Annotated in this window: 18 protein-coding genes; 7 read left to right on the forward strand and 11 right to left on the reverse strand. The window is 68.3% G+C overall.

Annotated elements, in window-relative coordinates; translation table 11 throughout:
* Positions 1-37: 37 nt before the first annotated feature.
* From recJ to GVY41_RS02695, 4 genes are all read right to left on the reverse strand, one after another.
* Complete coding sequence (gene recJ / locus GVY41_RS02680; RefSeq protein WP_161343943.1) at positions 38-1,786, reverse strand: single-stranded-DNA-specific exonuclease RecJ; 1,749 nt, start codon at positions 1,784-1,786, stop codon at positions 38-40.
* A gap of 288 nt (positions 1,787-2,074) precedes the next feature.
* On the reverse strand, positions 2,075-3,040 hold the full coding sequence (glpX, locus tag GVY41_RS02685) for a class II fructose-bisphosphatase (RefSeq protein WP_161343941.1): 966 nt from the start codon (positions 3,038-3,040) through the stop codon (positions 2,075-2,077).
* Between the two features lie 157 nt (positions 3,041-3,197).
* The gene (locus GVY41_RS02690; protein ID WP_161343939.1) at positions 3,198-4,484 is read right to left on the reverse strand and encodes a homoserine dehydrogenase; all 1,287 of its coding nucleotides are present in this window, start codon (positions 4,482-4,484) and stop codon (positions 3,198-3,200) included.
* A gap of 75 nt (positions 4,485-4,559) precedes the next feature.
* Entirely contained in the window at positions 4,560-4,802 is a 243-nt protein-coding gene (locus tag GVY41_RS02695; RefSeq protein ID WP_161343938.1) for a hypothetical protein, read from the reverse strand.
* 318 nt (positions 4,803-5,120) lie between these two features.
* Between GVY41_RS02695 and GVY41_RS02700 the strand changes: the two genes are divergently transcribed.
* Positions 5,121-5,708 carry a TetR/AcrR family transcriptional regulator gene (locus tag GVY41_RS02700; protein WP_161343936.1) on the forward strand — a complete coding sequence of 196 codons (588 nt, stop codon included), beginning with the start codon at positions 5,121-5,123 and terminating at the stop codon, positions 5,706-5,708.
* Between the two features lie 30 nt (positions 5,709-5,738).
* Here GVY41_RS02700 and GVY41_RS02705 read toward each other — a convergent pair whose 3' ends face one another.
* From GVY41_RS02705 to GVY41_RS02720, 4 genes are all read right to left on the reverse strand, one after another.
* Positions 5,739-6,665, reverse strand: a complete 927-nt coding sequence (locus GVY41_RS02705) for a pirin family protein (protein ID WP_161343933.1) — start codon at positions 6,663-6,665, stop codon at positions 5,739-5,741.
* Positions 6,666-6,804: 139 nt separating this feature from the next.
* Entirely contained in the window at positions 6,805-7,383 is a 579-nt protein-coding gene (locus GVY41_RS02710; RefSeq protein ID WP_161343931.1) for a TadE/TadG family type IV pilus assembly protein, read from the reverse strand.
* A gap of 9 nt (positions 7,384-7,392) precedes the next feature.
* Complete coding sequence (locus GVY41_RS02715; RefSeq protein WP_161343929.1) at positions 7,393-7,938, reverse strand: TadE/TadG family type IV pilus assembly protein; 546 nt, start codon at positions 7,936-7,938, stop codon at positions 7,393-7,395.
* Positions 7,935-9,659: a pilus assembly protein TadG-related protein gene (locus GVY41_RS02720; RefSeq protein WP_161343927.1), complete on the reverse strand. Its 1,725-nt coding sequence runs from the start codon at positions 9,657-9,659 to the stop codon at positions 7,935-7,937. Before GVY41_RS02720 ends, GVY41_RS02715 begins: the two co-directional genes overlap by 4 nt.
* A gap of 365 nt (positions 9,660-10,024) precedes the next feature.
* Between GVY41_RS02720 and GVY41_RS02725 the strand changes: the two genes are divergently transcribed.
* The 3 genes from GVY41_RS02725 (at position 10,025) to GVY41_RS02735 (ending at position 13,407) form a co-directional block, all read left to right on the forward strand.
* Complete coding sequence (locus GVY41_RS02725; RefSeq protein ID WP_161343925.1) at positions 10,025-11,455, forward strand: Glu/Leu/Phe/Val family dehydrogenase; 1,431 nt, start codon at positions 10,025-10,027, stop codon at positions 11,453-11,455.
* Positions 11,456-11,810: 355 nt separating this feature from the next.
* A complete protein-coding gene (locus GVY41_RS02730; RefSeq protein ID WP_161343923.1) occupies positions 11,811-13,103 on the forward strand; it encodes an adenylosuccinate synthase in 1,293 nt (430 codons plus the stop codon).
* Between the two features lie 4 nt (positions 13,104-13,107).
* Positions 13,108-13,407, forward strand: a complete 300-nt coding sequence (locus GVY41_RS02735; protein WP_161343921.1) for a DUF2842 domain-containing protein — start codon at positions 13,108-13,110, stop codon at positions 13,405-13,407.
* A 63-nt stretch (positions 13,408-13,470) separates the two neighbouring features.
* Here GVY41_RS02735 and GVY41_RS02740 read toward each other — a convergent pair whose 3' ends face one another.
* A complete protein-coding gene (locus GVY41_RS02740; protein ID WP_161343919.1) occupies positions 13,471-16,200 on the reverse strand; it encodes a hypothetical protein in 2,730 nt (909 codons plus the stop codon).
* 139 nt (positions 16,201-16,339) lie between these two features.
* On the opposite strand from GVY41_RS02740, the gene GVY41_RS02745 reads away from it, so the two are divergent.
* Positions 16,340-17,014 (forward strand): thiamine diphosphokinase, encoded by a 675-nt coding sequence (locus GVY41_RS02745; RefSeq protein ID WP_161343917.1) that lies wholly within the window; start codon positions 16,340-16,342, stop codon positions 17,012-17,014.
* Here the strand turns inward: GVY41_RS02745 and GVY41_RS02750 are convergent.
* Positions 16,965-17,912, reverse strand: coding sequence for a DMT family transporter (locus tag GVY41_RS02750; RefSeq protein WP_161343915.1), 948 nt, complete (start codon positions 17,910-17,912; stop codon positions 16,965-16,967). The two genes, GVY41_RS02745 and GVY41_RS02750, sit on opposite strands and share 50 nt — an antisense overlap.
* 167 nt (positions 17,913-18,079) lie before the next feature.
* A complete protein-coding gene (locus tag GVY41_RS02755; protein WP_161343913.1) occupies positions 18,080-19,459 on the reverse strand; it encodes an L-serine ammonia-lyase in 1,380 nt (459 codons plus the stop codon).
* 183 nt (positions 19,460-19,642) lie between these two features.
* Between GVY41_RS02755 and rpiA the strand changes: the two genes are divergently transcribed.
* Positions 19,643-20,431, forward strand: coding sequence for a ribose-5-phosphate isomerase RpiA (rpiA, locus tag GVY41_RS02760; RefSeq protein ID WP_161343911.1), 789 nt, complete (start codon positions 19,643-19,645; stop codon positions 20,429-20,431).
* A 4-nt stretch (positions 20,432-20,435) separates the two neighbouring features.
* On the forward strand, positions 20,436-21,794 hold the full coding sequence (gene gorA / locus GVY41_RS02765; protein WP_161343909.1) for a glutathione-disulfide reductase: 1,359 nt from the start codon (positions 20,436-20,438) through the stop codon (positions 21,792-21,794).
* Positions 21,795-21,819 lie beyond the last annotated feature (25 nt).

Raw genomic sequence — 21,819 nt, forward strand, 5'->3', positions numbered from 1 at the left:
GGCCTCCAGCCCCCAACGCCCTGAAAGACAAGCCTTTTCAGGCTCTTGCGGCGTCTTCCAGGCGCAGTTGCACCTTGCTGCGGCCCTGCCAGTGGTTGATTTCCAGCCGCCCGGCCATGTGGAAGCGGGCGCTGGCATGGCCTTCCAGCAGCGGGCCAAGCGGGCCGTCGAAGGCGCCGAAGGCCACCGCCTCCAGCCGGGCGCCGGTCTCGTCGCCGAAGGTCACGCGCAGGTGGGTCTCGCCGATGCGGCGGGCCTGGGTGATCGCCATTGCGGCAAAGGCAAAGCGCGGGGCAGGGGCGCCCTGGCCGAAGGGGCCGGCCTTGTCGATCTCTTCCACCAGCCCCGGCGTGGCGGCGCCCGGCATCAGCAGGCCGTCGAGCCGCAGGTCGGCGGGGCCGCCCGCGCCGGCGCCCTGCCGGGCCAGCAATTCGGCCAGCCGGTCCATCGCCGGCTCCAGCAGGCCGCGCGCCACGGTCAGGCCCGCGGCCATCTTGTGCCCGCCGCCGCGCAGCAGCAGCCCCTCGGCGGCGACGCGGTGGATCGCAGCGCCAAGGTCCACACCCGAGACGGAGCGGCCCGAGCCCTTGCCCTCGTCCCCGGCGAGGCCGATCACCACGGCAGGGCGGTTCGTCGCCTCCTTCAGCCGCGCCGCGACGATGCCGACGACGCCGGGGTGCCAGCCCTCGCCCGCCGCCCAGACCAGCGGCGCATCGAAACCCCGCGCCTCGGCCTGCGCCAGCGCGGCGTCGCGCACGCGCAGCTCGATCTCTCGGCGTTCGGTGTTGAGCGCATCCAGCCGTTCGGCCAGCGCCGCCGCCTCATGCGGGTCGGCCGTGGCCAGCAGCCGCGCGCCGAGATCGGCTGCGCCGATGCGGCCGCCTGCATTGACGCGGGGGCCGAGGATGAAACCGAGGTGATAGGCGGCGGGGGCGGTATCCATGCGGGCGATATCGGCCAGCGCCACCAGCCCCGGCCGCTCGCGCCGTGCCATCACCTTCAGGCCCTGCCGCACCAGCGCGCGGTTGACGCCGGTCAGCGGCGCCACATCGGCGACTGTCGCCAGCGCCACCAGATCGAGGAGGGCCAGCAGGTCGGGCCCGGCGATGCCGTCGGCGCGCAGCTGCCGGTTCGCCTCGACCAGCATCAGGAACACCACCGAGGCGGCGCAAAGATGCCCCAGATCGCCGCTTTCGTCCTGCCGGTTGGGGTTCACCACCGCCAGCGCGGGGGGCAGCGTTTCCGCGCCCAGGTGATGGTCCAGCACCACGACATCGGCCGCCGCGGCCGCCGCGATGGGCTCATGCGAAAGCGTGCCGCAATCGACGCAGAGGATCAGCCGGTGATCCCGCGCCAGTTCCTGCATGGCGGGCACGTTGGGGCCATAGCCCTCGTCGATGCGGTCGGGGATATACAGCGTCGCCTGCCAGCCCATCGCGCGCAGCCAGATCAGGATCAGCGCGGCCGAGGCGCCGCCATCGACATCGTAATCGGCAAAGACGGCGATCGTCTCGCGGCCCTTCAGGGCGCGCAGGAAGCGGGCGGCGGCAGCTTCCATGTCCTTCAGGCTGCGCGGGTCGGGCAGCAGGTCGCGCAGCTGAGGTTCGAGGAAGCGCTGCACATCGGCGGGGGCGACCCCGCGCGACACCAGCACCCGGGCCAGCGGCAGCGGCAGGCGGGTCTCCTGCACCATCGCCTCGGCCAGCCGGTCGGCATCGGCCGAGGGGCCGATCCAGCGGCGGCCGGTAGCGGAGCATTCGACGTCGAGAAAGGCGCGGTCTGTCATGCAGGTGTGATGGCGCAAAACGGGCGCGAGGGCCAGAGTGGAAGGGGAGGGGGCGCTTTGCGTTGCTTAGGCGGAGGGCAGGGCCTGTCCGCCGGGTGGGCGAGCCACCGCAGTTCTAGGCGCTTTATGGTGCGGCCTACCTCCACCGGCGTTCTAGGCACTGCCGTTGAAGAGCGCCCGCCCGAGGGGGCGGACGGGCGCTGCCCGGCGGCGCTAAAGCGCCTTGATTCCGGGCAAAAGCGCAGTTGGTCCTATGGGGTCGTCAGCAAAGCTACCCCGCCGCACAAATCACTTCACCGGGTTGCGGTAGATCATCCGCCGCACCGATCCGGTCTTCGACCGCATCAGGATGGTTTCGGTGGTCAGGTAGCCGGGCTCGCGCTTGATGCCGTGCACGATGGAGCCGTCGGTGACGCCGGTCGCGGCAAAGATCACGTCGCCGGTCACCAGCTCATCGCGGGCATAGATGCGGTTCAGGTCGGTGATGCCGGCCTTGGCGGCGCGGCCACGCTCGTCATCGTTGCGGAACATCAGCTTGCCCCACATCTGCCCGCCCATGCATTTCAGCGCGGCGGCGGCCAGCACCCCTTCGGGGGCCCCGCCCGAGCCCATGTACATGTCGATGCCGGTGATATCGGCTTCGGCGCAGTGGATCACGCCGGCCACGTCGCCATCGGTGATCAGGCGGATCGAGGCGCCGGTCTCGCGCAGCTCGGCGATCATCTCCTCATGCCGCGGGCGTTCCAGCACGCACAGCGCGATGTCCGACATCTTGCAGCCCTTGGCAGCAGCGAGCGCGGCTACGCGCTCGGTCGGGGTCATCTCGAGGCTGACCACGTCCTTGGCATAGCCTGGGCCGATGGCCAGCTTGTCCATGTACACGTCAGGCGCGTGCAGCAGGGTGCCGCGCGGGGCCATGGCGATCACGGTGAGGGCGTTGGGCATGTCCTTGGCGGTGAGGGTGGTGCCTTCCAGCGGGTCGAGCGCGATGTCGACTTCCGGGCCGTTGCCGGTGCCGACTTCCTCGCCGATGAACAGCATCGGGGCCTCGTCGCGCTCGCCCTCGCCGATCACCACGACGCCGGTGATGTCGAGCATGTTCAGCTGGTCGCGCATCGCGTTGACCGCGGCCTGATCGGCCGCCTTCTCGTCGCCGCGGCCGATCCAGAGTGCCGAGGCATGCGCCGCCGCCTCGCTGACCCGGGCAAGGCCGAGCGAGAGCATACGGTCGTTGAAATCGAGGGGAGGGGTCATCGGATCATCCTGCGGTAAATGCGGCTTTGACCGCACCTAACCCGAGGAATGTGACAGGGGCAAGGCTGGCAGCGCTAACGTGCTGCCCCCGCGGCACCCGCGGGGCCTTCCTGCGCGGTGGGGTGCCGAACGTGCCCGCTTTCCGCCCAACCCGGACTCAGACCGCCTCGATGCGGAAGGCGACCGGCACGCCGGTGACGACGCCGGTGGCCGCAAAGCCGCGGAAGGCGTGGTCGATCGCGTCGCGCGTGGTCTTGTGGGTGACGATCAGCACCGGGGCGGTGCCGGCGTCATGGCCGTATTGCCGCATCCGGTCGATGGAGATGCCGTTCTCGCCCAGAACCGTGGCGATCTTGGCCAGCGCGCCGGGTTTGTCCTGCAGCTCCATCCGCAGGTAATAGGGCGCGGGCGCGGTGGCCTTGGCCGCGACCGGCACCGCAAGGGTGCTGGCAGGCTGGCCAAAGGTGGAGATGCGGCAGCCGCGGGCGATCTCGATCACGTCGGCCATCACGGCGCTGGCGGTCGGGCCCATGCCGGCGCCGGGACCGCGCAGCACGATCTGGCCGACGCTGTCGCCTTCCAGCACCACCATGTTGGTGCCGCCCTGCAACTGGCCAAGCGGGCTGTCGGCGGGCACGAGGCAGGGCGACATCCGCTGTTCCAGCCCGCGCCCGGTCATCTGCGCAACGCCAAGCAGCTTGATCTTGAAGCCCATGTCGCCGGCGCGGCGGATATCGTCGATGGAGATGCGGCCGATCCCCTCCAGATCGACAGCGTCAAAGCTCACTTGCGTGCCGAAGGCGATGGCGGCCAGCAGGCTCAGCTTGTGGCCGGCGTCGATGCCGCCGACATCGAGGTTCGGGTCGGCCTCGAGGTAGCCAAGCTGGCGCGCCTCCTCGAACACCGTGTCATAGGGCAGGCCGGCGCTGTCCATCCGCGTCAGGATGTAGTTGCAGGTGCCGTTCATCACGCCCATGACGCGGGTGATGGCATTGCCCGCCAGCCCCTCGGTCAGCGCCTTGATCACCGGGATGCCGCCCGCCACCGCCGCCTCGAAGCGGATCACCCGGCCGCGGGCCTCGGCCGCTTCGGCCAGCGCCTGGCCGTGATGGGCCAAGAGGGCCTTGTTGGCGGTGACGACATCCTTGCCGGCGTCAATCGCGGCGCGCGTTGCCTCCTGCGCCGGGCCTTCCGATCCGCCCATCACCTCGATGAAGATGTCCACATCCGGGCGGCGGGCCAGTGCCACCGGGTCCGACTCCCAGGCATAGTTCGACAGGTCGGCATCGCGGGTCTTGCTGCGGTCGCGCGCAGAGACGGCGGTGATGGCGATCCTGCGGCCGCAGCGACGCTCGATCAGCTCGGCATGGCGCTGGACGATCTTGACGATGCCGATGCCCACGGTCCCCAGACCGGCGATGCCAAGGCGCAGCGGTTCGGACATGGGGCGGGCTCCTTTGGGTGGGCGTTCGGGAGGTCTGTTAGCCGGTTCGCGGCGCGCTTGCAACGCGGCGAGGGGTTACGTGCCCTGCGCCTGCATCGCGGCGGCGCGGGCGCGCAGGGCCTCGGCGCGGGCCTGCTCGGTCGCGGTGGGGTCGGGCAGCGCGGCGCCCGCCTCGGCCTGCGCGATCACCGGGGCCAGCGGCAGCAGCTCGGGCCAGCCGGGCGGCGCGGTCAGGGTGGCGCTTGGCTCGCCCAGGTCGGGCGCGGCCGAACAGGCGGGGATCAGGCCAAGGGCGAGCGCGAGCGCAAGGCGGGTCATCGGATACCTCCGGGGGAATGCGCGCAGACCATAGGCCGGGGGCGGCGGGGGCAGCAAGGGGGAGTGCTTTGAGATCGTGCCTTTGCCCGGAACAAGGCGCTTCAGCGCCGCCGGGCAGCGCCCGTCCGCCCCCTCGGGCGGGCGCTTCTCCACGGTTCCGCCTAGAAATTCGGTGGAAGTTGGCCGCACCATAAAGCGCCTAGAACCTCTGTTGCAGCGCCCACCCGGCGGACGCGCGCTGCCCTCTGACGGTGCGGGTCAAGAATGGCATCATTGCCGGGTCTTGGAATTGAACGCGCGTGCAGATACCACAGTCGGATGGCACGCAAGACCGGCTCCCATTCCGACATCACCGGCCCCCGGGTCCGCGCCGCGGCGCTGCAGCTGTTCGCGCGCGACGGCTTTGCCGCCGTCTCGATGCGGCAGATCGCGGCCGAGGTGGGGGTGCAGGCCGGCGCGCTCTATCTCTACACCCCCGACAAGCAGGCGCTGCTGTTCGACCTGCTCAAGGCGCATATGGATGACGTGCTGAGCCATTGGGCGGCGGAGCCCAAGGGCACAGGGCCGCAAGCGGCGCTGGAGGCCTTCGTGCGCTTCCACATCCGCTTCAGCCTGACCCGGGCCGAGGCGGTGTTCCTGTCCTATATGGAACTGCGCAACCTGACACCCGAGCATTTCGCCCAGATCGAGGCCCTGCGCCGCGCCTATGAGGATCAGCTGGAGGCGATCCTGGAGGACGGGCAGGCGGCGGGCATCTTTGCCGTGCCCGATACCAAGCTGGCGACGATGGCGATCATCGCCATGCTGACCGGGGTGAACACCTGGTACCGCGAGGGCGGGAGGCTCTCGCGGGACCGGGTGGAGCAGATCTATCAGGACATGGTGCGCCGCGCGGTGCAGGCGTGACAAGGGGCGGCGTGGGCCGCCCCGCCTCGTTCAATGCGCCGGCCGGATGAAGCTGCCGTTGCGCAGGTCGGCCATCGCCTGGCGGATCTCGTCTGCCGTGTTCATCACGATCGGGCCGTGCCAGGCCACCGGCTCCTCGATCGGCGCGCCGGAGATCAGCAGGAAGCGCAGCCCGCGCTCCCCGGCCTGCACCGTCACCTCGTCCCCCGCGCCAAAGCGGATCAGGGTGCGGTCGCCCGACAGGTCGCGGATATTCACCTCGGCGCCCTGCACCTCTTTCTCCAGCAGCACGCCTTGCGGCCGGCTGGCATCGGCCAAGCGGCCGGTGCCGTCGAACACATAGGCAAAGGCGCGGCGGCGGGTATCCACCTTGAAGGTCTTGCGCAGCCCGGCGGGCACGGTGATGTCGAGATATTGCGGATCGGCGGCGATGCCTTCGACCGGGCCGCGGCGGCCCCAGAACTCGCCGATGATCACCCGAACGATGGTGCCGTCATCGTCGATGATCTCGGGGATGTCGGCGCCCTTCACGTCCTGATAGCGCGGCTGGGTCATCTTCAGGTGCCCGGGCAGGTTCGCCCAAAGCTGGAAGCCGTGCATCTGGCCCGAGGCGTTCCCCTTCGGCATCTCCTGATGCATGATCCCCGATCCCGCGGTCATCCATTGCACATCGCCCGCGCCCAGCAACCCGCGATTGCCGAGGCTGTCGCCATGCTCGACGGTGCCGGACAGCACATAGGTGATGGTCTCGATACCGCGGTGCGGGTGCCAGGGGAAACCGTTCTGGAAATCCTCGGGGCGTTCATTGCGGAAATCGTCGAACAGCAGGAACGGGTCCAGCTCGGACGGATCGTGAAAGCCGAAGGCGCGGTGCAGCTTGACGCCGGCGCCCTCCATCGTCGGCTGGGCAAGGCGGGCTTCGGTGACGGGACGGATCGAGGCGGGGCGGATCGACATGGGCGGGCTCCTTTCCGGCGCTGCGGGGTAGCAGGCTTGGATACTGGCCCTGAATATGGGATCGGGCGCCTCCCTGCCTAGCCGCCGCCCCCGCGCAGGGTCTGTGCAGGGCTGCGCGGGGCCGCTGCCGGGGCCGGCGTCACTTCGTGCTGCTGTAATCCACCTTGGAGGCAAACCGCGGCCGGGTCGGGATGAAGTTGGTGTACCACATGTCCGCAAGACCGACATTCAACACCGGCTCGTACATCATCCCGGTTTCCACCAGCACCACCGTCTCGCCGATCACCATGTTGGGCAGCCGGTCCTTCTCGGCCTTGATGGTGGTGTCGGTATGCGCCTTGTGGTCGGTCGAGGTGGAATAGGACCAGTGGCGTTTGTAGACCTTGGCGCTGGTGTCGTAATAGACCGAGCTGACGCGGATCCAGGTCGGATGGTTGGTGCGGGTCAGATAGTCGAACATGTCATGCAGATCGTCTATGTAGTTCGGCCCGATCGCATCCGCCTCGCGCGAGATCATGTCGGAAATCGTATAGGCCGCGCGCAGGTTGACGGTCTGTTCGCGGAACGCGTCGAAGAACATGTAGGACATGGTATAGCCCCAGATCCACAGCGGCAGCACCAGCATCGCCTCGACGGTGATCGAGCCGCGGTTGTCGCGGGAAAAGCGGCTGGCGGCGATGCGAAGGCGGCGCAGCAGCGGGGGAAGGCGTCTGGTCATCATCCCCTCCTAGCTTGGCTCGACGACGAAGGCGCTGGTCGAGATCAGCGCATAGGCGCCGGTGGCGTCCTTGGCCAGATCGAGGCCAAGCCCGGCACCGGGGAAGATCGGATCGAACACCGCGCAAGCCCGGATCAGCATCATCTGGTTGTCCTTGCCTTGGGTGAAGGTGGTGGCCGATTGCACCGTGGCGGCACGGTCCACGCAGGGCGCGGCCGTGCTTGGCAGCGTGGCACCCTTGTTCACATGGCGCATCTCGACCAGCACCGCGTTGGTGCAGTCGGGGATCACCGTCGCTTCGCTGCAGATCCGGGTCTTGATCTGGGTATGGGTCACCGCCGGAAACTCCTGCAGGCGCAAGTCGCGCACCGCAAGATCCACCGCGCGGTCCAGCATCACCTGCCGCAGCATCAGGATCCCGGATTCCGTCGCCGAGCACAGCAGGAAGGCGAAGACCGGGAACACGATCACGAACTCGATGGTCGAGGTGCCCGAGGTGTCTTGCCGAAAGTGGGCAAGCCGCCCCCGCAGGCCCCGGAGCGCGGCGCGGATCATTGCGTCAGCCTCAGCATGTTGATCGAGTTGGCGATGCCGGCGAAGGCGTCGGCGATGGTCGTGCCCTGCGCGTCGTAATAGTAGGAGCTGGCCGACACGCAGTCCTTCAGCGCCTTCTGGCCGCGATCCGACGCATCGTAGGCAATGGCGAAGACCAGCACGTCCTTGTTCTTTGCCGCCGTGCAGATGCTGTCCAGGCGATCATCCTTGGTGTCGTTGTTGGCGTGATCCACGGCGGCGTTGTAGAAGACGCTGGATCCGACGCCCATCGCCTTGGCATACATCTGCGAGGAGAAGGTGTTGACGGTGAACGCCTCCCAGACCTGAGGCCAGGTGATCGCAGCCTCACCGTTGATGTCGCTGGCGCGGAACCACGAGGTGGTTTCATAGACTGCAACGTCCTTGCAGTTCCGCCCGCGCCAGTCGCACTGGCGCACGGTGCCGGTCTGGATGCTCTGGGTCCGGTCGTAGGAATAGAAGTCATAGGCACTGCTGTCGCGGTCAGGGCGATAATAGTAATACTTGTTGTTGCTGTCCTTGTAGACCGGCGAGATGCCGGCACGGTACGGGGCCATCAGGCGATAGGTGTTGGTGTTCTCGCCATCGGTCATCAGGACCAGGATCTTCAGCGTGTCTGGATAGGTATAGGAGAAGGGCCGCCCGGTGATCGAGGCATCGGCGGCTTTGGCCGTGATCATCGCATCCAGCGCGGGTTTCGCCGCCGGGTCGAGCAGGGCCATCCCCCATTTCGCGCCGATGTCGATCGCGGTGTCGCCCTCGGCGGTCAATGCGCCGATCGCGGACTTGATCGAGGCTTCCGCGGTCGAGAAGGGCAGAACCGATGCGATCGCGGTCGTGTCGTAGCCCGTGCATTCCCGGAAGGTCGAGCTGTTGGAGCGTACATAGGCATAGGCGGTGCGGGGCAGCGCCTGCGTCGGCGTGATCGCCAGCGAGTTGAAATCGGACCCGGTGAAATCGACACAGGCGGCGCGCGAATGCTCGCTCGACAGGTTGAAATAGCCCGAGAACGAGCTGCCGAGGTTCACCTGTTCGGCATAGGGCACCAGCGAGATCGAGAGCTTTCCCTCCTTGGTGCCGGCGCCCGAGACGTTCTTGAACATCGTGGTGACGAATTCCTGCGCGGCGGGCCGCAGCAGCTCCAGCTTGGTGCCGACGCCGCGGCCCCGCGAGTCGTAAACCTCGTCGTTCATCGAGCCCGACACGTCGAGCACCATCGAGATCTCGACATTGCCGATTTTTTCCTCGGCCGTGGCGGCGGCAGGGGCCTTGAGCTGCTTGACCCCGACCATGTTCATGAACCAGGTGTTGGTGGACACGTTCAGCGTGCCGACGACCTTCTTCCATTCATTGTAGGTGCCCTTGGTCGCAGTTGCGACCGGGTCGAAATGCTCGACGCCCGCCTTCTTGAAATAGTCGTCCACCACCACCTGCGCATCGGCGGTCTGGCTGATGTCCGCGGCGGCCAGGACGGCACGGTCCAGCGTGTACTGGGCCCGGGTGCGCTCTGTCTCGAAGCGCATCATGTCGAGCGAGACGCCGACCAGCAGCAGGATCGCGGTAAACAGCAGCAGACCGAACACCAGGATCGATCCGTCCTCGTCACGGCGGAAGCGCCGGGTTCGGGTGTTGGCAGCGGCAACCGCCCGCATTGCGGGGCGGGCTGTGGCCGAACGAAATCGTGGTCCTGCGAAACTGGTCATGTCACGTCCCTCATCCAGCCCCCATCGCGGCTTCTCCGCGTTCCAAGAGGGGCTGGCCCGATTGTTCATCTATGCCATGTCCTGGGGCAAAATTGCGGCGTCCGCGCGGAGGAAAGTGGGGGATCGTAAGGCATTGCGGGACGGAGTTTGGCCGGATGCCGGATTGTCGCCGTCCGGGCTACGATGGGACGGGTGTGCCCGCCGGAGACCGGGCGAATGCGGCACTGGCGGGGCGGGCATGCTTCCTTCGGGCCGGGCGGACCCTCGCCATGCCGGGTGATTCGCGTAGTGCTTCTGCCGGCAAACCCGCCTAGGCTGCTGCGGCAGGCTGTCACGTCTGGCCGCGTATAAGGGAGAATTCTGCAATGTTCGTTACCGGAGAACCGACTTTCCGCGAATCCGTCGATCTGATGTTCAACCGCGCGGTGGCGGTCATGGACCTGTCCCCGGGGCTGGAAGAGAAGATCCGGGTCTGCAACTCGACCTATACGGTGCGCTTCGGGGTGCGGCTGCGTGGCGACATCCACACCTTCACCGGCTATCGCTCGGTCCATTCCGAACACCAAGAGCCGGTCAAGGGCGGCATCCGCTATGCGATGAGCGTCAACCAGGACGAGGTCGAGGCGCTGGCGGCGCTGATGACCTACAAATGCGCGCTGGTCGAGGCGCCGTTCGGTGGATCGAAGGGCGGGCTTTGCATCGATCCGCGCGAATGGGAAGAGCATGAGCTGGAGCGCATCACCCGCCGCTTCGCCTATGAGCTGATCAAGCGAGACCTGATCAACCCCAGCCAGAACGTCCCCGCCCCCGACATGGGCACCTCCGAGCGCGAGATGGCCTGGATCGTCGACCAGTATCAGCGCATGAACACCACCGACATCAACGCCATGGCCTGCGTCACCGGCAAGCCGCTGCATCAGGGCGGCATCGCCGGCCGGGTCGAGGCGACGGGGCGCGGCCTGCAATATGGTCTGCGCGAGTTCTTCCGCCATCCCGAAGATGTGGCCAAGGCCGGCCTCTTCGGCGGGATCGAGGGCAAGCGTGTTATCGTGCAGGGCCTGGGGAACGTGGGCTATCACACCGCCAAGTTCCTGTCGGAAGAAGACGGCGCCATCATCACCGGCATCATCGAGCGGGATGGCGCGATCTTCTCGGCCACCGGGCTGGAGGTCGAGGCGGTGCGCGACTGGATCCGCCTCAACGGCGGCGTCAAGGATTTCCCCGGCGCGACCTTCACCGCCGATGGCGCATCAATGCTGGAAACCGACTGCGACATCCTGATCCCTGCGGCAATGGAGGCGGTCATCAACCTGTCCAACGCCGCGCGCATCAAGGCGCCGCTGATCGTCGAGGCCGCGAACGGCCCGGTGACGGCGGGCGCCGACGCGGTGCTGCGCGACAAGGGCACGGTGCTGATCCCCGACATGTATGCCAACGCCGGTGGCGTCACGGTGTCCTATTTCGAATGGGTCAAGAACCTCAGCCACATCCATTTCGGCCGCATGGAACGCCGCCAGGAAGAGGCGCGCCACAAGCTGCTGGTGGATGAGCTGGAGCGGCTGTCCTCGGACAAGGGGCTTGGCTGGACGCTGTCGCCGGGCTTCAAGGACAAGTACCTGCGCGGCGCGGATGAGCTGGAGCTGGTGCGCTCGGGCCTCGATGACACGATGCGCATCGCCTATCAGTCGATGCGCGAGGTCTGGCACACCCGCCCCGAAGTGACCGACCTGCGCATGGCCGCCTATGTGGTCGCCATCGACCGCGTGGCGAAGTCGTATCGGTCGAAGGGGCTGTAACTCTCGGCGCCTCGGCCAGCCAAGGTCTCTGACCAGAATTTCGGCCGTCGACGAAATTCCGCTGTGCCCGCCCCCCCACGAAACGTAATGGGGGGCAGACACATGCGTGCCCACCGGGGCGGTCGCATCAGAATTTGGAACCGGCAGACCAAGCGTCACCCCCTTGCCCTCCGGCTTGCGCCTCCGGGCAACCGACGCGGGGGACCTGCCACTGGCAAGTCCCCTGATCGCGCCGGAAACAGGCAGTGCCCCACAACAATCGCCTTAACGACGCGCCCCTTCGAAAAAGGCGGTTTCGCCCGGCGGCGCGCGCGGCTATACCGGCCCGGGTTTGACGCCTGAGGAGCAATGCGCAATGGCAAACGTCGTCGTGGTCGGGGCCCAGTGGGGTGACGAAGGCAAAGGCAAGATCGTCGATTGGCTGTCGGAACGGGCCGACGTGATCGCGCGCTTCCAGGGCGGGCACAATGCCGGCCATACGCTGGTGATCGGCGAGACGGTGTTCAAGCTGTCGCTGCTGCCCTCGGGCATCGTGCGCCCCGGCAAGCTGGCGGTGATCGGCAACGGCGTGGTGCTGGACCCCTGGGCGCTGTTCGCCGAGATCGACAAGCTGGCGGCGCAGGGCGTGGCGATCAGCCCCGAGAACCTGATGATCGCGGAAAACGCTCCGCTGATCCTGCCGCTGCACCAGGATCTCGACAAGCTGCGCGAGGATGCCGCCGGCAAGGCCAAGATCGGCACCACCGGCCGCGGCATCGGCCCGGCCTATGAGGACAAGGTCGGCCGCCGGGTGATCCGCGTCGCCGATCTGGCCGATCCCGACACGCTGACCGCCCGCATCGACCGGCTGCTGGCGCACCATGACCCGCTGCGCGCCGGCCTTGGCGCCACCCCCATCGACCGCGCCGCGCTGGAGGCCAAGCTGGCCGAGATCGCGCCGAAGCTGCTGCAATATGCACAGCCGGTGTGGAAGGTGCTGGGTGAGATGCGCCGCGCCGGCAAGCGCATCCTGTTCGAGGGCGCGCAGGGCAGCCTGCTGGATATCGACTTCGGCACCTATCCCTACGTCACATCGTCCACCACCATGTCGGGCATGGCGGCCACCGGCACCGGGCTTGGCCCCTCGGCCATCGGCTTCGTGCTGGGGATCGTCAAGGCCTACACCACCCGCGTCGGCGAGGGCCCGTTCCCGACCGAACTGACCGATGCCGATGGCCAGCGGCTGGGAGAGCGCGGCCATGAATTCGGCACCGTCACCGGGCGCAAGCGCCGCTGCGGCTGGTTCGATGCGGTGCTGGTGCGCCAGACCTGCGCCATCTCCGGCGTCAACGGCATCGCGCTGACCAAGCTCGACGTGCTCGACGGGTTCGACACACTGAAGATCTGCGTGGGATATGAGATCGACGGCGTGAAATACGACTACCTGCCCACCGCCGCGGCGCTGCAGGCCCGCGTCGTGCCGATCTACGAGGAAATGGACGGCTGGCACGAAAGCACCCAAGGCGCGCGGTCCTGGGCCGAACTGCCGGCGGCGGCGATCAAGTATGTGCGGCGGATCGAGGAGCTGATCCATTGCCCCGTCGCCATGCTGTCCACCAGCCCCGAGCGTGACGATACCATCCTCGTCACCGATCCCTTCGAGGATTGAGCCAATGGCGCTGTCCTACCGCGCCCGCCGGCGGCTGTCGCTGCTGATCCTGCTGGTCGGGATGCCGCTTTACATCATCGCCGCCGTCACGCTGGTGAACTGGTTCGATGCGCGCTTCGGCCGCCTGCCGATCGCGGCGGAATTCGTGGTCTATGTGCTGCTGGGGATCATCTGGATCCTGCCCTTCCGCGCGGTGTTCCGCGGTGTGGGGCAGCCAGATCCGGAGGCGGCTGCCATTCCGCCCGCACGGCGCCCGTCGCAGGACTCGGCATCGGACGGCTCCGGCGACGCCTCGGACGACTGACCAGACAGCAAAACGCCGAAGCAGCCCCGGGGCGCTTCGGCGTTTTTCGTTATCGGAGTGACTTCAGCGTGCCGCGCGGCGCGCCTCCGACATGAAGCGCGAGTTGTCCGAGATGGCGAACTGCCCGCGCTTCACCTTCTGGATCTTGCCCTCGCGCAGCAGCATCCCGAAGGACCGCAGGCTCGCCTCGCGGCTGTAATCGGCCTCATCGGCCAGCCGCGCCACCTTCTTGATGATCTGCGGGCGCGAGAAATGCGGACGCCCTTCGACCGCGGCGGTATAGGCGGCGGCAGCCTCCAGCAGGTCGGCGAGGCCATTGGCCCCCAGGCGATCCGCGAAATCGGCAAAGCTGCGGGCTTCCTCGGGGGTCGGGGCCGGCACGTCGTCTTCCCCCTCGTCCTCGGCCCCAAGCATCTCGGTCAGCCGCAGCGTGCTGGTCGTCACCCGGCGCGGGCGGATGGCGCCCACCTCTTGCGGCTGCGCCGCGGCCGGGCGGTCCACCCGCTGTTCCGACACCAGCACCAGCGGCGCCTGCGCACGGTCGGCGCCGGGGCGCGCAGTTTGCGCGCTGGCCTCGCCGGGCCGGCGCGGGCGCACGGCCTTGGTCAGGTCGTCGCGGTAGCGGTCGATGGCTTCTTCGCTGTCCTGCACCAGGGCGGTGCCCGCGGCCTGCGTCTGCAGCGCGCGGTCGGCGACGGTGGCGGCCACGGCGGCCTTCAGATGGGCGATGGCCGAGAAGCGGCGACGGGTCTCGGTGCCTTCCAGCCGGGTGTTGGCGGTCTCGATCAGCCGCGACACCGCAGCCTCGTCGGCCGGGCCGCGGCCCAGAACCGGACGGTCGGCGCCCGAATCGACTTCCGAGTCGGCGGCAACGCCGGCATCCGTTTCGGTCTCGACGATCTCGGCATCCTCGATCTCGGACACCCGCGGTGCCGCGGGCGCCGCATCCTGCATCTGAACGGCCGGCGCGGTACTCGCAGCGCGGGCCCCAGGAGCCTCACGCTCGACGGCGGCCAGTTCGGCCAGCAGGTCCGCCTCATCCTCGGCCGACAGCCCGGTATCGCCCAGGGCCGCCTCGATCCCGCTCAGCACCGGATCGGCGGCGGGCGCCGGTTGCGGGGCAACCTGCGCCTCGGCCACCTCGATGCGCCGCACCTTGATCACCCGCGCCCGGGCGCGCTGCAGCGCGTTCTCGCTGCGCGGCTCGGCTTGGGGGTTGGGCTGCGGCTCCGGCCGGGCCTCCGGCTCGGGCTGCGCCTCGGCTTGCGTCTCAAGGAAGCCAGCGTCGTCACGGGTCTCGCCTGCAGCGTCTGCCACAAGCGCGTCGGCCTCGGCGGCACCCGTGCCCTCGTCTTCGGCGTCAAGCCGCGTCTCGGCGGCGAGCATGTCGGCGATGGCATCGGGCAGCGCGTCGGGCGCCATGTCCGTCAGCCCATGCGGGTCAGCGTGCTCGGGGGCAGAGATGTCCTCGCCCTCGTCCCAGTCCGCCAGGTCCAGCGCGCCGTCCTGCTCTGCGCCGTCTTGCTCTGCGCCGTCTTGCTCTGCGTCAGTGTGCGCCGCGTCATCCTCAATCGTCGCATCCGGCCAGACACCTGCGGCGACAAAGCCAAGATCGGTGCTCTCGGCGGCTTCCGCCATCACCGGCGCCGCCGCCTCCGTCTCGAGGTCGCGGACCAGATCGCTCAGTGCGACGATCTCGGCATCCTCGGCTTCGGCGGTCTGGGCAGCCACGAACTCCGCGCCGGGCCACGCGTCGGCAACCGGCTCTTCGGCAACGATCTCCTGGCTGGCCGGCACTTCATCAGCCGGCGCCTCGCCGGTCAGATCCGCGAAGACCACCTCTTCGAAGGCCAGGTCCTCGAAGGCCAATTCTTCTGCGACACCCTCATCCGCCTCTGCGACCGGCACGTCTTCCGCCAGGGCGGCGGTCAGCGAGTCCAGCAGCGCGGCCTGGTCATCGACCATCGACGGGTCATCCGCTTCGGCCGCAACCTCGGCCTCACCTGCGGCCGGCGCCTCGAACGCGACCTCTGCCACGTCCTCCGGCGTCCAAACCCCAGCTTCTTCGGCATCGGCTTGCGCATCGAACGCTGCGGCCATGGCACCTGTGACGGCTTCGACCTCGGCCGTCGGCGCCTCTGCCCCGGTCTCCGGTCCAACAGCCTCCACAGCTTCCATCGCAGGCTCCGCGGCGCGGCTGCCGGCGACGGCGGCGCGGATGCGCATCAGTTTGGCGGCAACGCTTTCGGCCTCGGCGCTGCCGGCTTCGGCGGCGGGGCGCAGGGTGGGGGCGTCGTCCTCGATCTCTTCGGCAATCGGCTGAACAGCGGGCGGCTGAACAGCGGGCGGCTGAACAGCGGGCGGCTGAACAGCGGGCGGCTGAACAGCGGGCGGCTGAACAGCGGGCGGCTGCGCGGCGGGAGCCTGCGCGGCAACATGCAGCACGGAGGTCTCAACCGGGGCTGCCTCGGCAACCACCGGCGAGGGCGCCACCGGCTGGCCCATCGTCACCCGCGGCGGGGCCTCGGGGGCGGCGCTGTCCTCTTGCCGCAGCACCACGCCATTCGCCCCGATCTTCGCCTCGACCCGGCGCTGGATCTCGCGCTCGGCGATGCGGTGCAGCATCTCGGCATCGGGGGTGGGCGGTTCGGCGCCAAAGTAGCGGTCCTCGGCGGCAAGCTCGCGGAAATACTCGGCAATGGCCTTCATGGTCGAGAAGGGATCGTCAAATCCTTCCAGAGTGCACGAGAACGTGCCGTAGGACACTGTCAGGATTTTACTCGCACCGACCATGATTTCTCGCCTCTTTCAGGACTCCGTGGATGGACCATCCATGGCAAACGGATCGTTACCATGGGCGGAATGAGGAAAAACCAAGGAATGAATCCGGCCGAGGTTGCCTTCCGCTGCCTTAATTGGGATCAGTATCCGCATGACGGAAGCCCTTGTCCAATCAAAGACCGGCGTCACCCTGCTTGGCGGCGGGGATTTCGCCCATGCGGATCTGGATCTGGCGCTGGCCCTTGCGCCGCTGCTGGTGGCCGCCGATGGCGGGGCTGACGGGGCGCTGGCGGCGGGGCGGATGCCGGGCGCGGTGATCGGTGATTTCGATTCGGTCAGCGCCGCCGCACGCGCCGCGATCCCGCTGGACCGGCAGCATAAGGTGCCCGAGCAGGACTCCACCGATTTCGAAAAATGCCTGCGGCTGGTCGAGGCGCCGTTCCTGCTTGGCCTCGGCTTTGCCGGGCTGCGGCTGGACCACACGCTGTCGGTGATGACGGCGCTGGCGAGCCATCCGCATCAGCGCTGCCTGATCCTCGGGCCCGAGGATGTGATCTTCCTGTGCCCGCCGCGCCTGACGCTGCCGCTGGAGCCGGGGGTGCGGCTGTCGCTGTTCCCGATGGGGCCGGCCACGGGCCGCTCCTCCGGGCTGCGCTGGCCGATCGACGGGCTGGACTTCGCGCCTGCGGGCCGGATCGGCACCTCGAACGAGGCGACCGGGCCGGTGGACCTGCAGATCGACGGGCCGATGCTGGTGCTGCTGCCGCGGGCCTGGCTCAGACCCGCGCTTGGGGCGTTGCTGCCGGCGATTTCCCTGGCCGGGTGATCCGCGCCGTCACCCGCTCGCGGTGGATGACGTAGAGCCCCGAGGCGACGATGATGGCGATGCCCGTCCAGGTCATCCCGCCGGGGAAGTCCTTGAAGAACAGGTAGCCGAACAGCGTGGCCGTCACGATTTCCAGGTAATGCAGCGGCGCCAGTGTCGAGGAGGGCGCGAATTGCAGCGCATAGGTGATCGCCATATGGCTGATCGTGGCGGCAAGGCCAACGCCGAAGCACCAGCCCCAGAACGGCAGCGAGGGCGGCAGGGCGAAGGTCAGCGCCGGAACGCCCGAGAGATGACCCAGAGCCAGCAGCGGCAGGCAGATCAGCGCCGCCGCGATGGCGGTGTGCAGCTGCATGGTCACCGCATGCATCTCGCGGCTGAGCCGGCGGGTGATCAGCATGTAGAGCGCGAAGAAGAGGGCCGTGCCAAGCGGGAACAGCGCCACCGCGCCGAACATGGCGAAGGAGGGCTGGATCACCAGCAGCGCGCCGCCAAAGCCCACCGCCGCCGCGCCAAGCCGCCGCGGGCCGACCTGTTCGTGCAGCACCAGCTTGCCGATCAGGAGGATGATGAACGGCTCGACGAAGGCCACGGCCAGCGCGTCGGCGATGGGCATGACCTGTACCGCGGCGACGAAGCAGAAGGTGGCGAGGATCGAGACCACCGCCCGCGCCAGCAGCAGCCGCAGCGCCACCGGCGTCATCCGCCAGGAGAGGCCCATCACCAGCACCACCGGCAGCATCAGCGCCGCCTGCACCACGAAGCGGCCAAGCGTGACGACACCGACCGGCACCGCCTGTGCGGCGGCCTTGGAGGAAACGTCGATCAGCGGCGCGATCACGCAAAACGCGATCATCAGCGCCACGCCGGGCAGGATGCGGTCGGGAGAGTGGGTCATGGGGCCTTGGCTAGCGGGGGCGGGTTGGGGCGTCCATCCTGAAAGCGACATGCCCGGGGCGAAGCAAGCGGAGGCCCTGCGGGCCAGGTCTTTTGGCTCGCCGCCGCAGGGCGGCGGCTCGGGGTGCCTCCGGCGGGGATATTTGGAAAAGGCAAAGGCCGAGGGGGTCAGCAGTTCGGCACGTTCACCGCGAGGCCGCCGAGCGAGGTTTCCTTGTATTTCTCATGCATGTCGCGCCCGGTCTGGCGCATCGTCTCGATGCAGGCATCGAGCGGCACCAGATGCTGGCCGTCTCCGCGCAAGCTGAGGGAGGCGGCGGAGACGGCCTTGATCGCGCCAAGCCCGTTGCGCTCGATGCAGGGCACCTGCACCAGCCCGCGGATCGGGTCGCAGGTCATGCCGAGGTGATGCTCCAGCGCGATTTCGGCGGCGTTTTCCACCTGTTCCGGGGTGCCGCCCAGAACCGCCGCCAGCCCGGCCGCGGCCATCGCGGCGGCGCTGCCGACCTCGGCCTGGCAGCCGCATTCCGCGCCAGAGATCGAGGCATTGGTCTTGACGAGGCCGCCCACGGCGGCGGCGGTCAGCAGGAACTCCCCGATCCGGGCGCGGCTGGCGCCCGGCACATGATCGAGCCAGTAGCGCATCACGGAGGGCACCACGCCCGAGGCGCCATTGGTGGGGGCGGTCACCACCTGGCCGCCGGCGGCGTTTTCCTCGTTCACCGCCATGGCATAGGCGCTCATCCAGTCGTTGATCGCGTGGGGGGCGGTCAGGTTCAGCCCGCGCTCGGCCAGCAGCGCCTCGTGGATCGACTTCGCCCGCCGCCGCACGTTCAGCCCGCCGGGCAGGATGCCGCCCGTGGCAAGGCCGCGGTCGATGCAGGCGGTCATCACCTCCCAGATCCGGGCGATGCCGGCGTCGATCTCGGCCGGTTTGCGGAACACCTCCTCGTTCGCGCGCTTCATCTGCGCGATGCTGCGGCCCGAGGCGGCCGCCATCGCCAGCATCTCGGCGGCGCTGCGGAACGGGTAGGGCACCGGGGCGGGGGCCGTGAGGGCGGCATCGGTGATGCCGGCCTGTTCCGCCTCGGTCAGGACGAAGCCGCCGCCGATGGAGAAGAAGGTCTCGCGCAGGATCACGTCGCCTTGCGCGTCGGTCGCCATCAGGACCATGCCATTGGCATGGCCGGGCAAGGGGGCGCCGTAGTCGAAGATCAGGTCGCGCTCGGGGTGGAAGGCCAGGGGCGGCAGGCCCGGCGCCTCGATCACATGGCGCGCGGCGATGTCCTCCAGCGCGGCCTCGGCCTTGGCATGGTCGTAGCTCGCGGGCTCGAACCCGGCGAGGCCGAGGATGGTGGCGCGGTCGGTGGCATGGCCCTTGCCGGTGAAGGCGAGCGAGCCGTGCAGGCTGGCGCGCAGCCCGTGAAACCGGAAGGGCGAGGCGCGCATCATCTCGAGGAACCGCGCCCCGGCCACCATCGGGCCCATGGTGTGCGAAGACGACGGGCCGACGCCCAGCTTGAAGATATCGAAGACCGAAAGGAACATGGGGGAGGGGGCTTCCTGTTGCGCGCCCTTCAAGGTGGCCCCTGCGCGCGCCAAGCGCCATCCGAAAAGCGACCTTGCCGCGCCCCGCTGCGGCGGAAGGCGCCTGTCCCGGGGCGAATTGCCCCTCGCACGCGCGCGTCAGTTTGCCTATAACCCACGGCGACACTGGATCCGGAGTGACCGATGCCCGCAGAGCTTTCCCCGATCGACAAGGCCAAGTTCGCCGCCGCCAAGCGCGCCGTGGACTTCGTGGAAGACGGTATGCGCGTCGGGCTCGGCACCGGGTCCACCGCCGCCTGGATGGTGCGCTGCCTCGGCGAGCTGGTGCGCGAGGAGGGGTTGCGGATCACCGGCGTTCCCACGTCAAGCCGCACCGCCGATCTGGCGCGGTCGGTGGGGATCACCGTCATCGGGCTCGACGAGGCGAAATGGCTGGACGTGACCATCGACGGCACCGACGAATTCGACGCCAACCTGAACCTGATCAAGGGCGGCGGCGGCGCGTTGCTGCAGGAAAAGATCGTGGCGACGGCGTCGGACCAGATGATCGTGATTGCCGATGCCGCCAAGGAAGTCTCGCAGCTGGGGGCCTTCCCACTGCCGGTGGAGGTGGTGCCCTTCGGCTGGCAGACCACCAAAGCGCTGATCGAGGAGACGCTGGTCAGCCTCGACGTGCTTGGCCGGTCCACCTCGCTGCGGTTGAACGGGCAGCAGCCCTTCATCACCGACGAGGGCAACTATATCGTCGACCTGCACCTGAACCGCATCGGCAATGCGCGGCAGCTCGCGCTGGTCATCAACCAGATCCCGGGCGTGGTCGAGAATGGCCTCTTCATCGACATCTGCGATGTGGTGATCATCGGGCAGGGTGACGGGCGCGTGGAATTGCGCGACATCAACCGCGGCACGGTCGAGCATGACCGGATCGACTTTGTCGATGCCGAGAACATCTTTGCCGACCTCGGGGACTGATCTTATGGATTTCGACTACGACCTCTTCGTCATCGGCGGCGGCTCGGGCGGTGTGCGCGCGGCGCGGATCGCGGCGGGCCAGCATGGCGCCCGAGTCGGGCTTGCCGAGGAATACCGCATGGGCGGCACCTGCGTGATCCGCGGCTGCGTGCCGAAAAAGCTGATGGTCTTCGCCTCCAGCTTCCCCACGGCGATGGCCGATGCGCAGGCCTATGGCTGGCAGGTGACGGTGGGCGGCCTCGACTGGAGCGCGTTCCGCGCCAGGCTGGATAGCGAGCTGGACCGGCTGGAGAAGGCCTATCGCGGCGGGCTGTCGAGTGCCGGGGTCGAGGTGCATGACTGCCGCGCGACGGTGGTGGATGCCCATACCGTGCATCTGGCGGGCGGCAAGACCGTGCGGGCCAAGCACATCCTTGTGGCCGTTGGTGGCCGGCCCTTCGTGCCGCACTTCCCCGGCTCGGAGCATGTGCTGACCTCGAATGACATCTTCAAGCTCGATGCGCTGCCTGCCTCCGTGCTGATCGTCGGCGGCGGCTATATCGCCTGCGAGTTCGCCTGCATCCTTGCCGGGCTTGGCGTGAAGGTAACGCAGTTCCAGCGCAGCGCCCGTATCCTGAAGGAGTTCGACGAGGAAGCCGTCGATCTGGTGGCCGAGGACATGAAGGCCCAGGGCATCGACCTGCATTGCGGGGTCGTGGTCTCCGGCATCGAGCCCGAGGCGGGCGGCTTCCGCGTGACCTGCATGGATGGGCGCAGCGATGTGTTCGGCAAGGTGATCTATGCCACCGGCCGCGTGCCCAACACCGAAAGCCTGGGGCTGGAGGCGGCAGGCGTCGCGCTTGGCAAGGGTGGCAAGGTGCCGGTCGATGGCTGGAGCCAGACCGCCGTGCCCTCGATCTATGCGGTGGGCGATGTGACCGACCGTATCCAGCTGACCCCGGTGGCGATCCGCGAGGGCCATGCCTTTGCCGATACCGTCTTTGGCGCCGACCCGCGCCAGCCCGATCACGATCTCGTCGCCTCGGCGGTGTTCACCACGCCGGAACTGGCAACCGTGGGCCTGACCGAAGACGCGGCGCGGGCCAAGGGGCCGATCGAGGTCTATGTGTCCAGCTTCAAGCCGATGCGCTCGGCCTTTGCCGGGCGGGCCGACCGGGTGCTGATGAAACTCGTGGTCTGCAAGGACACGCGCCGCGTTCTGGGCTGCCATATCGTCGCACCCGAGGCGGGCGAGATGATCCAGATGGTCGGCATCGCGATGAAGATGGGCGCCACCAAGGAGGATTTCGACCGCACCTGCGCGGTGCATCCGACGATGGCGGAAGAACTGGTCACGATGCGAAAGCCGGTGCGCACAGCTTGATTTCGGCCGCGCGATGACCAGTTAG

The sequence above is a fragment of the Frigidibacter albus genome, from assembly GCF_009908165.1.
In the GTDB taxonomy this organism is placed as follows: Bacteria; Pseudomonadota; Alphaproteobacteria; order Rhodobacterales; family Rhodobacteraceae; genus Frigidibacter; species Frigidibacter albus.

Coding starts and splice junctions, on each gene's coding strand:
- recJ (WP_161343943.1), bottom strand. CDS start 1,786: ATGACAGACCGCGCCTTTCTCGACGTCGAATGCTCCGCTACCGGCCGC.
- glpX (WP_161343941.1), bottom strand. CDS start 3,040: ATGACCCCTCCCCTCGATTTCAACGACCGTATGCTCTCGCTCGGCCTT.
- GVY41_RS02690 (WP_161343939.1), bottom strand. CDS start 4,484: ATGTCCGAACCGCTGCGCCTTGGCATCGCCGGTCTGGGGACCGTGGGC.
- GVY41_RS02695 (WP_161343938.1), bottom strand. CDS start 4,802: ATGACCCGCCTTGCGCTCGCGCTCGCCCTTGGCCTGATCCCCGCCTGT.
- GVY41_RS02700 (WP_161343936.1), top strand. CDS start 5,121: ATGGCACGCAAGACCGGCTCCCATTCCGACATCACCGGCCCCCGGGTC.
- GVY41_RS02705 (WP_161343933.1), bottom strand. CDS start 6,665: ATGTCGATCCGCCCCGCCTCGATCCGTCCCGTCACCGAAGCCCGCCTT.
- GVY41_RS02710 (WP_161343931.1), bottom strand. CDS start 7,383: ATGACCAGACGCCTTCCCCCGCTGCTGCGCCGCCTTCGCATCGCCGCC.
- GVY41_RS02715 (WP_161343929.1), bottom strand. CDS start 7,938: ATGATCCGCGCCGCGCTCCGGGGCCTGCGGGGGCGGCTTGCCCACTTT.
- GVY41_RS02720 (WP_161343927.1), bottom strand. CDS start 9,659: ATGACCAGTTTCGCAGGACCACGATTTCGTTCGGCCACAGCCCGCCCC.
- GVY41_RS02725 (WP_161343925.1), top strand. CDS start 10,025: ATGTTCGTTACCGGAGAACCGACTTTCCGCGAATCCGTCGATCTGATG.
- GVY41_RS02730 (WP_161343923.1), top strand. CDS start 11,811: ATGGCAAACGTCGTCGTGGTCGGGGCCCAGTGGGGTGACGAAGGCAAA.
- GVY41_RS02735 (WP_161343921.1), top strand. CDS start 13,108: ATGGCGCTGTCCTACCGCGCCCGCCGGCGGCTGTCGCTGCTGATCCTG.
- GVY41_RS02740 (WP_161343919.1), bottom strand. CDS start 16,200: ATGGTCGGTGCGAGTAAAATCCTGACAGTGTCCTACGGCACGTTCTCG.
- GVY41_RS02745 (WP_161343917.1), top strand. CDS start 16,340: ATGACGGAAGCCCTTGTCCAATCAAAGACCGGCGTCACCCTGCTTGGC.
- GVY41_RS02750 (WP_161343915.1), bottom strand. CDS start 17,912: ATGACCCACTCTCCCGACCGCATCCTGCCCGGCGTGGCGCTGATGATC.
- GVY41_RS02755 (WP_161343913.1), bottom strand. CDS start 19,459: ATGTTCCTTTCGGTCTTCGATATCTTCAAGCTGGGCGTCGGCCCGTCG.
- rpiA (WP_161343911.1), top strand. CDS start 19,643: ATGCCCGCAGAGCTTTCCCCGATCGACAAGGCCAAGTTCGCCGCCGCC.
- gorA (WP_161343909.1), top strand. CDS start 20,436: ATGGATTTCGACTACGACCTCTTCGTCATCGGCGGCGGCTCGGGCGGT.